A 14462-nucleotide genomic window follows, 5' to 3' on the forward strand; every position below is an offset into this window, starting at 1 on the left:
AAAGATTAATTTTAAAACTGTACCTCACTATCCTAAAAAGTGCTGTAATTTAGTACAGAGTTCGATATAATCTCTAACTAAATTAAAAACTAAATTAAAAATTTTAATCAGGAAGCAGGAGCTAGTTAATGTGAAAACAACAGAAAAAACTTCTTATATTAATGTTAATGGCGTTGAACATTACTATGAGTGGATAAAGACATCAAATTCCACAGAAAAATCAAAACCAGTAATGGTATTTCTTCACGGATGGGGAGGTTCTGGTAGATATTGGGAAAGTACAGCTAAGGAGCTTTCTAGTCAGTTTGATTGTTTAATTTATGACTTACGAGGATTTGGACGTTCATGTTTACCTCAAGCTTCTACTACTGAAGAAAAAACTATTTTAAAATCATCAAAAAATCCTACAGAAAAATATGAATTAGTAGGCTATGCAGAAGATTTAGCAATTTTACTTGATGCTTTAAATTTAGAGAAAGTTTATATTAATGCTCATTCTATGGGAGGTTCTATTGCTGCCTTATTTTTGAATATGTATCCAGAGAGAGTAGAAAAAGCAATCTTAACTTGTAGCGGTATTTTTGAATATGATGAAAAAACATTTACAACCTTTCATAAATTTAGTCGTTATGTAGTCATGTTTCGCCCCAAATGGCTAGTACAAATTCCATTTATGAGTCGCATATTTATGGCAAGATTTTTATATAAGTCTCTGCCAGATAGTATTAGTCGTACATTTTTAGAAGATTTTTTATTAGCAGATTTTGATGCTGCCTATGGCACAGTTTTAACTTCCGTAAGTAAAGAAGCTACAGAATGGTTACCAGAACAATTTAAAAAATTTACAGTACCTACTTTATTAGTAGCTGGCGAATATGACCAAATTATTCCCGCAGAAATGGGTAGGCAAGCAGCAGAATTAAATGAAAAAATAGAATTAACTATTATGCCAAATACAGCTCATTTTCCTATGCTAGAAGACCGGGAAAATTATTTACAAAGAGTGACAAATTTTTTGTAAGCATTTAGCGGTCAGCTATCAGCTATCAGCTATTAATTCATTGCCTTTATAGTAGGAGTTAGTATTGAGAGATTTAAAGAGAATTCAAAGTATTGGAAAAAAACTAACCTTGACCTGAGCAGTGTATATTCATTATTTATCATTTTCTTTGTGGGTTTAATACCCCACCGTCAACTGGAGTGTTCAAAATTACTTGGGGGAGCGAATCCCCATGTAATTTTCCTCCTGTCTCCTGTCTCTTGTCTCCTGTCTCCTGTCTCCTTCTTCAAGAAACAGCTAAAAGCTGACTGCGTTCTAACTGTTTGCGCAGCATTCCGTAGGAAATGCTTACATTTTTTTGGCTTAGATAAAGCCAAATTAAAAAATACAATAAACTATAAACCAGAAGAACTCGGAAAAAAAAATTGACAGTTTAGCCTAAAGCATTTCTTTCTCAGTAGGTTAACTACAAACTCCAATCACAAAATTCCCTAATTTTAAGTGTAGAAATTTCTGTAAAAACTATGGTGGATACTGACACTGCCATACTGCTTAAAATTCTGCCATGATTAAAAATGTAAGTAAGTTTTAAGTTTAAGGATAATTAAATGAGTTTTTCCATTCAATCTCTATATACTTGGTATCGTAATACTATCCGTAATCCTAAATATCGTTGGTGGATTATTGCTGGAACATTGGCTTATGTATTGAGTCCTTTTGACATCTCTCCAGATTTTATCCCAGTTGTCGGACAAATTGATGATGTTGCTATTGTAACTCTCTTGGTAGCAGAAGTTTCTCAGATGGTAGTTGAATATATGAAGTTACGTCGGGGTAAAGATGTGGCAGTTGCACCTGATATTAATGATAAAGACTCAACTACTACTGATACCACAGTTGATGTAGATGCTGTGTCTATCAAATAAATTGGATTTCGATTATTTTGTCTTGATAAGAATATTTATAGCACTATGCATTAAGGTGTTTGACATTTCTAAACCCTGTTTCCTGACGGATTCCGCACCGAAAACCCTTTAACAGTTTACTATTCCCTATTCCCTAGCGCGTAGCGCTATAACCCAAATCTCCAGTTGATGAAAAACGATGGACTTGGGTTTATTTTTTTGCGAGAAAATGGTATTAGTTCAATGGTATTTGCTACCAGTGGAAAATTATGAAATTTAGGGAACTTGTAAATAAACTTGGTTGTGAGGCGATCGCTAGTAGTCTAGAAAAAAATAATGGTGTGGCCCCAGATATTACAGGTGTGGCCCCAGTGGATGAAGCAGTAGTAGGTACTCTTAGTTATATAGAAGGAGCAAAATTTGCCAGTTACTTAGGCACGACAAATGCTAGTGCTTTGATTTTGCCAATGGATGAGACTCTGCAAACCCAGGCAAGCGAACGTGGTATTGAGTGGGTAGCAGGAAAAGAACCGAGATTATTATTTGCCAAGGCGATCGCTCTTTTTTATCAACCTTTTCAACCTATTCGAGAAATTCATGGCACTGCTGTTATTCACTCAACAGCGGAAATAGGAAAAAATGTTTATCTTGGCGCTCATGTTGTGGTTGATGCGGGGGTAAAAATTGGGGATAATGTTTCTATTTATCCAAATGTGGTAATTTATCCAGATGTAGAAATAGGAGATAATTCTGTTTTACACGCCAACTGTTCGATTCACGAACGTAGTCAAATTGGGAATAGTTGTGTGATTCATAGTGGAGCGGTTATTGGTGGAGAAGGTTTTGGTTTTGTGCCGACTCAAGAGGGTTGGTTTAAAATGGAACAGTCTGGCAGAGTAGTTTTGGAGGATGGGGTTGAAGTTGGTGGGAATACTACTATCGATCGCCCTGCAGTGGGAGAAACTAGAATTGGCAAAAATACGAAGTTGGATAATTTGGTGCAGGTTGGTCATGGTTGTCAAATAGGGAAAAACTGTGCTTTGGCAGCTCAGGTTGGTTTAGCTGGTGGGGTGAAACTTGGTGATCATGTGATTTTGGCAGGTCAAGTGGGTATTGCTAATCAGGCAAAAATTGGAGATGGAGCGATCGCTACTGCTCAAGCAGGTGTTCATAATGATGTTGCTGCTGGAGAAATTGTTTCTAGTAGTCCTGCTGTTCCTTATAAGATTTATTTGAAAGCGTCTGCTATTTATAAACGTTTGCCTGAAATTTATCAATATGTGAAACAGATTAAGCGAATGTTGAATATTAGTTCTAAGTAAATTGGGATACATTAACGAACTCAGAAGTCAGAAGGCAGAAGGCAGAAGGCAGAAGGCAGAAGGGAAAATTATATGGGGATAGTCAACGATCGGCCACTCCCTGTCTGATCACCCTAAGCAATTTTAAGCATCCCAATGGATGGTAACGAACTTAGAAGGCAGAAGGGAAAATTATATGGGGATAGTCAACGATCGGCCACTCCCTGTCTGATCACTCTAAGCAATTTTAAGCACCCCCATGGATAGTAGGGTATTAAACCCGTAAAAGAAAAGATCAAACTGCTATTTCAACTTACGCTGACTATTTTTTAAGTAGATTAAGTAAACTCTAGTCTAGATATATCAATTTTTTCTGAGGAAAATTAGAGTGAAAGTTGAACAAGTTATTAATACCCTAAAGTTGGATTTACCTACTCTATTTGAAAAGGATATTTCCTACGATATTTATACTAAGGATATTTTTTTTAAAGACCCAGTTAATACGTTTAAGTGGAAGTTTAATTATCGAATTATTTTTTGGACTTTGCGCTTTCACGGTCGGTTATTTTTCACAGAACTCTATTTTGATTTACACGATGTTCAGCAAACAGAAGAAAATATAATTTTGGCAAATTGGACTGTGCGTGGAATATTAAGAGTTCCTTGGCAAGCTAGAATTTTTTTTAATGGTTATTCTACTTATAAATTGAATCAAGATGGATTAATTTATGAGCATATTGATACTTGGGATAGAAAACCTACTGAAATATTAAAGCAGTTTTTTCACAGGGGTTAAATTCAGTTATCAGTTATCAGTTATCAGGTTTACAGCGGTTTTCATTTGGGTAGACCACATTAGGGGCGAATGGCCATTTGCTGGCGCAAAGCTCCGCTAACGCCCCTACAGGATTTTTGTTGTGACAATGTGGCTCATCAATTTGAAAAGCTCTGTATTATGGCAATAGCGAATGTTGTAGCTTCGTTTCTACAGACCTGGTACAAACAAGTGCGGGCATCTTGCCCGCTATGAGTCTACCTCACCCTTGATGGAATCTACTGTATTAAAAGCTTAAAACTCAGACAACACCATATTTTTTAGTCCTTCCTTCTTCCTTCTTCTATGAAAACGCCATATTTTTCAGTCCTTTCTTCTTCCTTCCTTCTTCCTTCTTCCTTCTTCCTTAAATAGGAGAAATTTCAGCCATATCTAATATTCTGGGAATTAAATCTTCTCGCTTAATTGCCATCAAATGAACTCCGTGACAAATCTTACTAGCAATTTGTACTTGTTCCGCAGCAATTTTCATTCCTTCCTCTAAAGGTTTTTCAGCTTTTGCCAAACGATTAATAATATGTTCTGGTATATCAACTCCAGGTACATACTTATTAATAAAAGCAGCATTTTTAGCAGACTTTAGTAAAAATATTCCAGCTAAAATTGGCTTATTACTCTCAACTGCAATTTGATTCATAAACTTTTCTAACTTATCAAAATCAGAAATTAATTGACTTTGAAAAAATTGACACCCTGCTAATAATTTCCGCTCAAATCGTTTTTTTAATCCAGACCAACTTGGGGACTGAGGGTCTACCGCAGCACCTACAAATAAATCTGTAGCTCCATCCGGTAGAGCTTTCTCATTCCAGTCCATGCCTTGGTTTAACTTAGCAATCATTTTTAATAGACGTACTGACTCCATATCAAACACACTCCTAGCATCTTTATGATCGCCTGCCTTTACAGGGTCGCCAGTAAGAGCTAAAATATTATGAAGTCCTAATGCTGAAGCTCCCATTAGATCCGCTTGTAACCCAATACGGTTGCGATCGCGACAAGCTACTTGACATATTGGATCTATGCCATTATTTTTCAAGATAATTGAGGCTGCCAATGAAGACATTCTCAACACAGCACGACTGCCATCTGTTACATTAACAGCATGAACTCTACCTTTAAGTGTTGAGGCCATTTCAATCATGTGAGCGGGGTTAGCTCCTTTTGGTGGTGCTACTTCAGCAGTTACTAAAAATTCTCCCGATTTTACTGCATTGCGAAATCTATTCATTTATTTATTACTTATTTGTTAATTTTTTTCAGGCTATTCGATAGATTAAATAAAAATCTTTTTTAACTAACTACTATTTACTTTGATTAACGACGGAAACTTCAGAATATTCAATTGTACAGCAAATATCATTTTTTTTGCTCATTAACAAATTATAATTTCGCCTTGTACTTACACATAATTATCCAAATTTAAAATAACTTTTACAATAAGTTAATCCACTTAATTTCAGTTGAGGGTAATTGCGCTCGATAAAAATGAATAAGTTACTAATTTGAGCTTGATCTGAGTAGTTAACTACATATAGCTAAGAAAGAATTGGTTAGGACTTATGCGGATAATAAATCTTAGACTAGGAAATGTTTTCCCAACTGTTCCCTGTTCCCTGTTCCCTGTTCCCTGTTCCCTGCTATAACTATTTCTATTAAATTGGCACAGAATAACCTAAAGCTGCTTTGACTTTTGCTAAAGTTTGATTAGCAACTCCTCCTGCTTTTTGTCTACCTTCGGATAAAACAGATTCTAAATAACCTTTATCGTCCATTACTTCTTTATATTTTGTTTGAATTGGTTTCAAAGCTTCAATAGTTGCTTCAGTTAATAAAGGTTTAAATTGTCCCCATCCCATATCCTGACATTCTACTGCTACTTCTTGTTTTGTTTTGTCTGAAAATAATCTATAAAGGGTTAATAAATTATTGCATTCAGGTCGTTCAGGATTATCAAACTCTAAACCCTTAACTGGGTCTGTTTTGCAACGTTTAATTTTTTTTGTAATTACATCCGGTGGGTCTAATAAACTAATTCTACTCAATTCTGAAGGGTCAGATTTAGACATTTTGCTAGTACCATCTGCCAAACTCATTACCCGCGCACCCTCTTTTCTAATCAAAGGGTCTGGTAATTTTAGTATCTTTTCCTTCTTACCAAACTGATGATTAAATCTAACTGCAATATCGCGGGTAAGTTCCAAGTGTTGTTTTTGGTCTTCTCCCACAGGAACTTTATCTGCATCATAAAGTAAAATATCTGCAGCCATCAAAACTGGATAATCTAATAAACCTGTCCCAACATTTTCTCCTTGCTTAACTGCTTTCTCCTTAAATTGGATCATATCTGTCAACCAATTCAGTGGAGTAATACAGTTCAGTAACCATGTCAATTCACTATGAGCTGGAATATGAGATTGTACAAATATGGTAGAATAATCCAGGTCTATACCACAAGCCAAATATAAGGCTGCAATAGTGTAAGTATCTGTAGTTAGTGTAGCTGGATTGTGTGGTACCGTAATAGCGTGTAAGTCTACTACACAGAAGAAATTATCATATTCTTTTTGACCCTCTACCCAGTTGCGAATAGCACCTAAATAATTTCCAATATGAAGGTTTCCAGTTGGTTGAACTCCAGAGAGTACGCGCTGTTTAACCATTACTTTTTAACTTTAGCCATTAAATGTTAATTAATAATTAACAATAACATAATTGAGTACCCAGTTGAATCAAGTCAAAAGTCAAAAGTCAAAAGTCAAAAGTGAGATAGTATAGTATTGATGGAAAAGTTTATATGATTGCTGTCTCCTTCATCCTTCTATAACCTACTACCTTCTTCCAGGGAATTGGTATCATCAAACAACTCGGCATTTTTCTTTTCAAGCAAGACAAAAGTTTACAATGGTTAATGTCACTTAGTTGTCAACAATAATAGAATATTTAAGACTTACGCACCTCAACCTATTTCCGTCCGAAGCGACTGATAGGGTTTGCGGAGCATTCCGGAACGGAAAGCAATCTCAAGTCCTAGTTTTTCGTGCCTCATGGGTAAGTCCTGATATTGACAAAATGTGAATAATTATTCCCAATAAATATTATATTAATGAATAGACCTCTTGCAAAAGTTTTAATTAAACCAATTCAAGATATGAAATAAACAATTGCCTATTCCCTATCCCCTATCCCCTATTCCCTATTCCCTATTCCCTATTCCCTGACTTCTGCAAGAAGTCTAATGTTTCTGAATGAAATTAAATGAAGCCGAAAATTAATAACATTACTGCCTGGAGACAAGCTGAACTACTAATGCAACCTGCTTTCATCAGATTATTAGATCATATTCGCAAAAAACTAGATAATTCTGTTTGGCAAGGAGATTATCAAGAAGTAGAAACACCAATTCCAGGGTATAGATTAGATTTAGAATATCAAGACCAAAAAGTTAGTATTGATATCTGGGAACTTTGCTATCAAGTTTGTTTTAGTAATTATCATTTTACTCATAGTTCTGACCAAATAGTAGAAGTTGAAGTCGATACTAGCTTACTCAACGATGAAGGAAATGTTAATTGGGAGCATCTTGACGAAAAAGCTCTAAGAGTGGTAGAGAATATGATGGCTGATTTGCCAACAGTATAGATACATTTTCTGGTGTTGCTGAAGCGCGTGTATGATAATCGCGCATTACTTAGGAGTCAACCCACCCCTCGGTTCTCCCCCTCCTGGGAGGGGGAGAACCGAGTCAGGAGTCAGGAGGGAAGAAAGAAGAGTATAAGGAGAAAGTTTTTTGGTTGCGTAAGCGGAACGGAGTTTTATCGTGCTCTGATCCGGACAGATATCATACCTCAAATCACCAACGCCCATTTTCTCAGAACAAAATAACTATTTGTATTAGACATCTCCAGAAAATCAACTTGCCCTTTATTTGCTATAAACTAGAGTGTAATAACTCAAAAAATCATTTTCCGTGTTTTTTCCTAAAAACATCTTCCCTGTTCCCTCCATACCTATTCCCTATTCCCTACTTTGACAAAAAGTCTATATCTTTTTCACGCCTATGTCTATTAAGTAAAAATAACAGAATAAAGTAGAATTATGAACCAAGAATTACAGAATATTCAAACATCTAATGGTGCAACTTTTCAAGACTCAATTCCAGTTAGCTTTGGTAATAATACTCAAGCAATAGAAGCAATAAAACAGGGAGTAGCTCTATGCGACCGCTCTCATTGGGGACTAATAAACATTTCTGACGATGACCGTCTCCGGTTTCTACATAACCAAAGTACGAATAATTTCAATATTCTCAAACCAGGTGAAGGTTGTGAGACAGTTTTTGTTACACCTACCGCTCGCACTATTGACTTAGCAACAGCTTATGTAACAGAAGATGCGGTCTTGTTGTTAGTCTCCCCTACCCGCTGTCAACAGTTAATAGAGTGGTTTGACCGTTATCTGTTCCCGATGGACCGGGTGGCAGTGAAAGATATTAGTAGCGAATACGCCATATTTAGTCTCATGGGACCAGAAAGCAAAAACTCGATCGCCAAATTATCAGGGATAACTCCTCCAGATGCACCCCACGCTAGTCACCAGTTAATAAGTCTAAAGGATGTAGAAGTTCGCTTTACTGTTGGTAGTGGGTTGGCAACAGAGGGATGCACTTTGATAGTTCCTGTAAACAATGCTGCTAAAGTTTGGCAAATATTAACAGAAACAGGAGCAGTACCTATGGGCGATCGCCTGTGGCAACAATTAAGAATAGAACAAGGTCGTCCAGCACCAGACTATGAACTTACAGATGACTATAACCCTCTCGAAGCTGGTTTATGGAATACTATTTCTTTTGAGAAAGGTTGCTACATTGGTCAAGAAACTATTGCTCGTTTAAACACATATAAAGGTGTGAAACAACGACTTTGGGGAATCCGTTTAAATGGGATGGCAGAATTAGGAAATGTTGTGAAAGTTGGAGATGAAAAAGTTGGGAAACTGACAAGTTGTACGGAAACTACTAATGAGGATTATTTTGGTTTAGTTTATATCAAAACAAAAGCAGGGGGAGTAGGTTTAAAAGTGCAAGTAGGAAATGTCGAAGGAGAAGTAGTAGAAGTACCTTTTCTGACACATCAAGATATTGATAGTTAAGAGATTTATTGCACAAACAATCTGACAACTATACTATTTTCTCCAGCGATCGAATCGCTCTTTTGAACACCCATTAATATACTTATTAAAAACATATCCTTCAAGAGGAGTGTAGGGTTTAGGAGATTGACCAGAATCTAGAGCTACTATATGAATCCAATTTCCAGTTCGTCTAATAGCTCTTACACGGTCTTCACGATTAAGTTGAGTTATTATAGGCGAACTGGCATCAGGTCTTTGACGAATATTAACATTGTTGTCGTTAATCAAGCTACAAATAGTATTCATCTCAACTTCTATTTGATATTGATACTCTGGATTTTGTGCTAAACCAGATTCAGTGTTTAAACTTATCAAAAATATTGATAATAAAGTTATTAAACTTTTCATTGATAAACTTTGATAATTCTGACGTAATTCTTGATAATGTGCTTCTGGAACATCCCGTTTTAGCTTTTGGATATGTAGAGGAAATTGATTAAATTTTTATAGTCTTTGTATCCAGAATTAGTAGTATTTTTTTTAGGCGATTTATTGTTTTTGGCCATAGTCAAATCCTAGATTATTTAAGTTTTTTTTGTACGCTAATACAGTTTAAATCATTATATTTATGATTGACAACAGAGATTATACATAAGATCAGAAATATTACTGGCGATCTAAAAAAAATTAATCCAGTAAAATTACTGATAGGTAAGGCTTTTTAGGGTGGTTAAAGGCAAAAATAATCCTCAAAAATAATACAATCATATTGAGCAGAGGAAATGAAGCAAGATATTTATCTCTAAAAATATTTTCTTCTGACACCTACAAACACCCTAATAACTGATAACCAACTTTTTCCCAATTGTTATAAAATAAGTTAAACATTATTAAAAATTTATGACTGCAACAACTCCTACCCTTAATCCTTTCTTAACCAATAATTTCGCACCCGTTAGAGAAGAAACAACCGCCGACAACCTCAAAGTTATTGGGGAACTACCTCCGGATCTCTCAGGAATGTTTGTGCGTAATGGCCCCAACCCACAATTTAAACCGATCAGTGAATATCACTGGTTTGATGGTGACGGAATGCTCCATGGAGTCAGAATAAAAGACGGTAAAGCATCCTACTGCAACCGTTATGTACGCACCAATAAATTCCAGGTAGAAAACCAGGAAGGTAAAGCAGTATGGCCAGGATTATTAGGACCATCCCAACCAGATAATCCCTACGGTACAGATACAAATACAGCTAATACTGCTCTCGTCTACCATGCCAATCATTTTTATGCTCTGTGGGAAGGTGGTGGGGGTGCACCCTACCATATTAAACTACCTGAGTTAGAGACTATTGGCAAACAGACTTTTAACAGCAAACTTCAATCTCCTTTTACTGCCCATCCTAAAGTTGATGCGGTAACAGGAGAAATGATGTTTTTCGGTTACTCAGTAGCTCAACCTCCTTTTTTACAATATAGCGTTGTTTCGGCAAATGGAGAACTGCTGCGCACCATACCTATAGATTTGCCTGTAGGAGTAATGATGCACGACTTTGCTATTACGGAAAACTATAGTATATTTTTCGATTTACCGATGACTTTTCGCCCAGAAAGAATAGAAAAAGGTCAATTTCCACTAATGTTTGAGTCAGAGACACCCAGTCGCTTCGGAATTATTCCCCGATACGGCGATAGTGGAGAGGTGCGTTGGTTTGAAACTCCAGCTTGTTTTGTTTGGCATACTCTCAATGCTTATGAAGAAGGGGATGAGGTTGTATTGTTTGCTTGTCGGATGAACTCTACTAATGTGTTTGTGACTAATGATAGCGATCGTCTCCCTGATGGAGATACTCCTTATTTACATAGTTGGCGGTTTAACCTGAAAACTGGAGCGGTAAAAGAGGAAAAGCTAGATGATGTACCTTCTGAGTTTCCCCGTGTTAATGAAGAATTTTTAGGGCGAAAGACGCGGTATGGTTATTCAGCAAGAATGGAAACAGGAGAATTTCCTCCTGTGTTTAATGGTTTGATTAAATATGACTTGGATACAGGGAAGTCGGAAACATACGAGTTTGGTAAGGGACGTTATGGTGGTGAGGCAGTGTTTGCACCTCGACTCAATGCTAGTAGCGAAGATGATGGTTGGTTGATGACTTATGTTTATGATGAAAATACTCATACTTCTGAGTTGGTAGTAGTGAGTGCTCAGGATGTGAGTGGGGAAACTGTAGCGCGAGTGATTATTCCGCAGCGAGTGCCTTATGGTTTTCATGCTGCTTGGGTGACAGAAGCGCAGTTGAGTTAAGTATTAGTAGCTTGGGTGTTGCTCGGAATATGAAAAGTCATATCAAATTTACTTGCTTTGGAGGTTATAAGAAACCGGGTTTTTGGGAGACATATATCACTATGTAGGACATTTAATACAAAGCCGGTTTCTATGCTTTTTTATACCGATGCTACCGGATTTAATATGACAGGGCAACCCAACGCAAACTTAAGGTTTCCCATTCTCAGATCAAATCCGGCTAATTACTACAGCGAAGTGATTGCGACTGGAACGGAGTGGAAGGAAGCAATCTCAACGGTTTAGGAGATTGCTATCTTAACGGACTGCTCCGCAAACACTATCGTTCGCTCCGGACAACTATTCAACCGGATTCTAGATCAGATCAGTTGAGACGGGAAACTCTAGGTTCAATAACTAACAATCCAGTTTAGTAAGGAGCGCCATCAGGGAACAACAGACCTATGCGTTTTTCTCGCACCTGTGCTTCCTCAGCACAAATTTCCTTGAGAGAATCAACAACTTCTTTTTCCAACCCTAGTTTTTCTGCTATTTGGTAAATTTTAGCCATTTCATCCGGGTGTAATTCTCCATCAGCGCTACAAGTCTTAATAGCAAGATAAATAACTGTACGACGACCAGCATTATTTACAGCAGATGCTTGATTTAAAACATCAATTACATCTTCATCTGCTGGGTAAGTTTTAGCTAATTCATATCCATTACTACCGAGTGCAGCAGCACGACCAACAATCCAATTTCTTTCTTCTGGCGCTAGTACCCCATCTGCTTTGGCACAAATAAGAACTGATTTGATAATTGTTTCATGATCTTTGGTTGGTGGGACACTCTTGAAGCCATAGGTTTCACCATGCAACCACAACTTAGCATCCTGTTCCATGTCAGACATAATTTAATGCTCCATTTTTAATTTTTACTTCCACCAAAATCATACAATGTCATGGAAAATATTAATTTTTGAGAATGTAAAAAATTATTACAATGGAGCAAAATCTAACATTACTAATGAGTTGATTCAAAGGAAATTTTATGAGTTAGTAAAAATGATTGAAAATTTACCCAACTCAAACAAAATGATAAAAGCTTATTTATCTGATGCCATATTCCTCCCTATTTCAGATAATAAAATAGATTTTGTTGTTACTTCACCACCTTATATTAATGTCTTTAATTATCATCAAAACTATAGAAAATCTGCGGAAATTTTAGGATGGGATTTGCTCAAAATAGCAAAATCAGAGATTGGTTCTAACAGGGCAAATAGAGGAAATCGTTTTTATACTGTAGTTCAGTATTGTCTAGATATAGCAGACACTTTAAAAGAGCTTTCCAGAGTATGTAAAAAAGATGCACGTCTTGTTTTTGTTGTTGGCTATGAATCAAATGTACTTGGAGTTCCTTTTGATAATGCCAATATTATTGAGAAGATTGCTATTGAGTCTGGTTTATATAGGAAAGTTTTAAGGCAAAAGCGCACATTTAAAAATAAGTTTGGGAAAATTATTAGAGAAGATTTAATTAACTTCTACAATTTAAAACCAGAATTAACAATAGAATCTATAGATGCTGTAGCAAGAGAAATTGCGATGAATGCTTTAAAAAATGGTATATCCGTAGTTTCAAGCCAAAATTATAAGTCATTAGAAAATGCTATCCGAAAAGTTCCATATTTAGAGAGAACACCAAAATTAAATTTCTCTCCAGATATTTAATACCAATTTGAAAAAAGAATGCTATGAAAAGTGCCACTCGATCGGATATGCTTAAAAATAGTGACTCTTGTGGATTTTAGATAGTTAATTCTATCGTTTTTACCTTTTTTTTCAAAATTTCCTTCTTCTTCCTTCTTCCTTCTTCCTTCTTTATTACTTCTACTATTTGTAATAAACAGTTATCAAAATGGTATAAAAATATCGAAAATCAATTATTTATAAACTTATAAAACAGTAAATTATCGCCAAATAAAATTATGCCTGAACTGCCTCAACTACATTATTCAAAGTTAATAGCTTGTCTAAATAATCCTCGCTTACCTGATGCTGACAGAGATGGATTAGAGGAAGCTGTCAAGAAATATCATCAGTGGATAAATGAATTAAAATTAGTCGAGGGTGGCAAAACTGATACTGTAGAAAAGTTAGTGGCAGCTACAAATAAATACAAACGTTTTATTGAATTAGATTTAATATTTGATAGCTCAGAAAATTTTCTTTACAGACAGAAAGGGCAATTAAAATTAGACAATACAATTTTGGAAGAGTTTTTACCTCAACTTGTATTCCGAAGCTTGTGAGGAATAGATGATTCTTTTGAGTTAGGTCCGAGAAATACATTTTCTGGGCTGAGTTTTTTGTCGTCTTTGGGTCATCCTGGTCTTGGTGGTCAACCATCTATTAGGTCTAAGAATCAAGATTTTATTTTAGGCAAAAAGCTATACTTAAAAACATCTTTAGAGCCAAATTTTCAAGATGACAAACTAATCGAATCTCATATTGGTTATGTATGTGCAGAATGCAAAACAAATTTAGATAAAACGATGTTTCAAGAAGCAGTTGCCACTAGCAGAGACTTAAAAATAGCTGTTCCTTGTTCCCTATACTTTTTGATTTGTGAATTTCTAGATATGACACCAATTTCTATTGTATCAACTCAGCTTGATGATGTTTTAATAGTGCGTAAATCAAAGCGTCTTTCTCCTAATATTAGACAAGAACATAAAACACCGGAGGCAAGACATATTCATAGACAAGAATATGCAGAATTTTTAGATGCTTCAAAATATTATCCTGATGTTTTTCAAAGGATGATTGATAAAATTCAAATATTGATTGATAATAGTAATCCATCTATAAATAAAGTTCTAAATCAAGGTTATTTTTACAGCACTTTTGAGGATAGTGAGGTACACTTGTGGAACTGTTCTTATATTTCCTATTCCCTGTTCCCTGTTCCCTGTTCCCTAGAGCAATAAAACTTTGTAC

General features: G+C 35.9%; 15 protein-coding genes. 10 read left to right on the plus strand and 5 right to left on the minus strand.

Annotation, left to right across the window (positions count from 1 at the left end):
* Positions 1–130 precede the first annotated feature (130 nt).
* Positions 131–1021: an alpha/beta hydrolase gene (locus F6K18_RS15985; RefSeq protein ID WP_287522148.1), complete on the plus strand. Its 891-nt coding sequence runs from the start codon at positions 131–133 to the stop codon at positions 1019–1021.
* 170 nt (positions 1022–1191) lie between these two features.
* Here F6K18_RS15985 and F6K18_RS15990 read toward each other — a convergent pair whose 3' ends face one another.
* Positions 1192–1377, minus strand: coding sequence for a hypothetical protein (locus F6K18_RS15990; RefSeq protein WP_287522149.1), 186 nt, complete (start codon positions 1375–1377; stop codon positions 1192–1194).
* A 231-nt stretch (positions 1378–1608) separates the two neighbouring features.
* Here F6K18_RS15990 and F6K18_RS15995 point away from each other — a divergent pair, with 231 nt between their 5' ends.
* From F6K18_RS15995 to F6K18_RS16005, 3 genes are all read left to right on the plus strand, one after another.
* Positions 1609–1926, plus strand: coding sequence for a YkvA family protein (locus F6K18_RS15995; RefSeq protein WP_124147795.1), 318 nt, complete (start codon positions 1609–1611; stop codon positions 1924–1926).
* A 248-nt stretch (positions 1927–2174) separates the two neighbouring features.
* Complete coding sequence (lpxD, locus tag F6K18_RS16000) at positions 2175–3227, plus strand: UDP-3-O-(3-hydroxymyristoyl)glucosamine N-acyltransferase (RefSeq protein WP_287522150.1); 1053 nt, start codon at positions 2175–2177, stop codon at positions 3225–3227.
* 367 nt (positions 3228–3594) lie between these two features.
* Positions 3595–4002: a DUF2358 domain-containing protein gene (locus F6K18_RS16005; protein WP_287522151.1), complete on the plus strand. Its 408-nt coding sequence runs from the start codon at positions 3595–3597 to the stop codon at positions 4000–4002.
* A gap of 385 nt (positions 4003–4387) precedes the next feature.
* Here F6K18_RS16005 and F6K18_RS16010 read toward each other — a convergent pair whose 3' ends face one another.
* Both F6K18_RS16010 and trpS read right to left on the minus strand, forming a co-directional pair.
* Entirely contained in the window at positions 4388–5272 is an 885-nt protein-coding gene (locus tag F6K18_RS16010) for a methylenetetrahydrofolate reductase (RefSeq protein ID WP_287522153.1), read from the minus strand.
* A gap of 424 nt (positions 5273–5696) precedes the next feature.
* Positions 5697–6704, minus strand: coding sequence for a tryptophan--tRNA ligase (gene trpS / locus F6K18_RS16015; RefSeq protein WP_287522155.1), 1008 nt, complete (start codon positions 6702–6704; stop codon positions 5697–5699).
* Positions 6705–7299: 595 nt separating this feature from the next.
* Between trpS and F6K18_RS16020 the strand changes: the two genes are divergently transcribed.
* Both F6K18_RS16020 and F6K18_RS16025 read left to right on the plus strand, forming a co-directional pair.
* Positions 7300–7683: a hypothetical protein gene (locus F6K18_RS16020; RefSeq protein WP_287522156.1), complete on the plus strand. Its 384-nt coding sequence runs from the start codon at positions 7300–7302 to the stop codon at positions 7681–7683.
* 456 nt (positions 7684–8139) lie between these two features.
* A complete protein-coding gene (locus tag F6K18_RS16025) occupies positions 8140–9192 on the plus strand; it encodes a folate-binding protein (protein WP_287522158.1) in 1053 nt (350 codons plus the stop codon).
* Between the two features lie 33 nt (positions 9193–9225).
* Here F6K18_RS16025 and F6K18_RS16030 read toward each other — a convergent pair whose 3' ends face one another.
* Entirely contained in the window at positions 9226–9582 is a 357-nt protein-coding gene (locus F6K18_RS16030) for an SH3 domain-containing protein (protein ID WP_287522159.1), read from the minus strand.
* A 492-nt stretch (positions 9583–10074) separates the two neighbouring features.
* Here F6K18_RS16030 and F6K18_RS16035 point away from each other — a divergent pair, with 492 nt between their 5' ends.
* Entirely contained in the window at positions 10075–11481 is a 1407-nt protein-coding gene (locus F6K18_RS16035) for a carotenoid oxygenase family protein (RefSeq protein WP_287522160.1), read from the plus strand.
* A 409-nt stretch (positions 11482–11890) separates the two neighbouring features.
* Here the strand turns inward: F6K18_RS16035 and F6K18_RS16040 are convergent, their stop codons facing one another.
* Positions 11891–12370, minus strand: coding sequence for a TerB family tellurite resistance protein (locus F6K18_RS16040; protein WP_287522162.1), 480 nt, complete (start codon positions 12368–12370; stop codon positions 11891–11893).
* Positions 12371–12416: 46 nt separating this feature from the next.
* Here F6K18_RS16040 and F6K18_RS16045 point away from each other — a divergent pair, with 46 nt between their 5' ends.
* From F6K18_RS16045 to F6K18_RS16055, 3 genes are all read left to right on the plus strand, one after another.
* Positions 12417–13193, plus strand: a complete 777-nt coding sequence (locus F6K18_RS16045) for a hypothetical protein (RefSeq protein ID WP_287522164.1) — start codon at positions 12417–12419, stop codon at positions 13191–13193.
* A gap of 257 nt (positions 13194–13450) precedes the next feature.
* A complete protein-coding gene (locus F6K18_RS16050) occupies positions 13451–13774 on the plus strand; it encodes a hypothetical protein (protein WP_287522166.1) in 324 nt (107 codons plus the stop codon).
* A 3-nt stretch (positions 13775–13777) separates the two neighbouring features.
* Positions 13778–14452 (plus strand): Bpu10I family restriction endonuclease, encoded by a 675-nt coding sequence (locus F6K18_RS16055; RefSeq protein ID WP_287522190.1) that lies wholly within the window; start codon positions 13778–13780, stop codon positions 14450–14452.
* Positions 14453–14462: the final 10 nt, after the last annotated feature.

Source organism: Okeania sp. SIO2C2 (assembly GCF_010692625.1).
Classification (GTDB): Bacteria; Cyanobacteriota; Cyanobacteriia; order Cyanobacteriales; family Microcoleaceae; genus Okeania; species Okeania hirsuta.

Bases quoted from the DNA above. Each gene is read 5' to 3' on its own strand.
- F6K18_RS16030 (WP_287522159.1), bottom strand. From the start codon at position 9,582: ATGAAAAGTTTAATAACTTTATTATCAATATTTTTGATAAGTTTAAAC.
- F6K18_RS16020 (WP_287522156.1), top strand. From the start codon at position 7,300: ATGAAGCCGAAAATTAATAACATTACTGCCTGGAGACAAGCTGAACTA.
- F6K18_RS16010 (WP_287522153.1), bottom strand. From the start codon at position 5,272: ATGAATAGATTTCGCAATGCAGTAAAATCGGGAGAATTTTTAGTAACT.
- F6K18_RS16040 (WP_287522162.1), bottom strand. From the start codon at position 12,370: ATGTCTGACATGGAACAGGATGCTAAGTTGTGGTTGCATGGTGAAACC.
- F6K18_RS16035 (WP_287522160.1), top strand. From the start codon at position 10,075: ATGACTGCAACAACTCCTACCCTTAATCCTTTCTTAACCAATAATTTC.
- F6K18_RS16025 (WP_287522158.1), top strand. From the start codon at position 8,140: ATGAACCAAGAATTACAGAATATTCAAACATCTAATGGTGCAACTTTT.
- F6K18_RS16045 (WP_287522164.1), top strand. From the start codon at position 12,417: ATGTCATGGAAAATATTAATTTTTGAGAATGTAAAAAATTATTACAAT.
- F6K18_RS16050 (WP_287522166.1), top strand. From the start codon at position 13,451: ATGCCTGAACTGCCTCAACTACATTATTCAAAGTTAATAGCTTGTCTA.
- F6K18_RS15995 (WP_124147795.1), top strand. From the start codon at position 1,609: ATGAGTTTTTCCATTCAATCTCTATATACTTGGTATCGTAATACTATC.
- trpS (WP_287522155.1), bottom strand. From the start codon at position 6,704: ATGGTTAAACAGCGCGTACTCTCTGGAGTTCAACCAACTGGAAACCTT.
- lpxD (WP_287522150.1), top strand. From the start codon at position 2,175: ATGAAATTTAGGGAACTTGTAAATAAACTTGGTTGTGAGGCGATCGCT.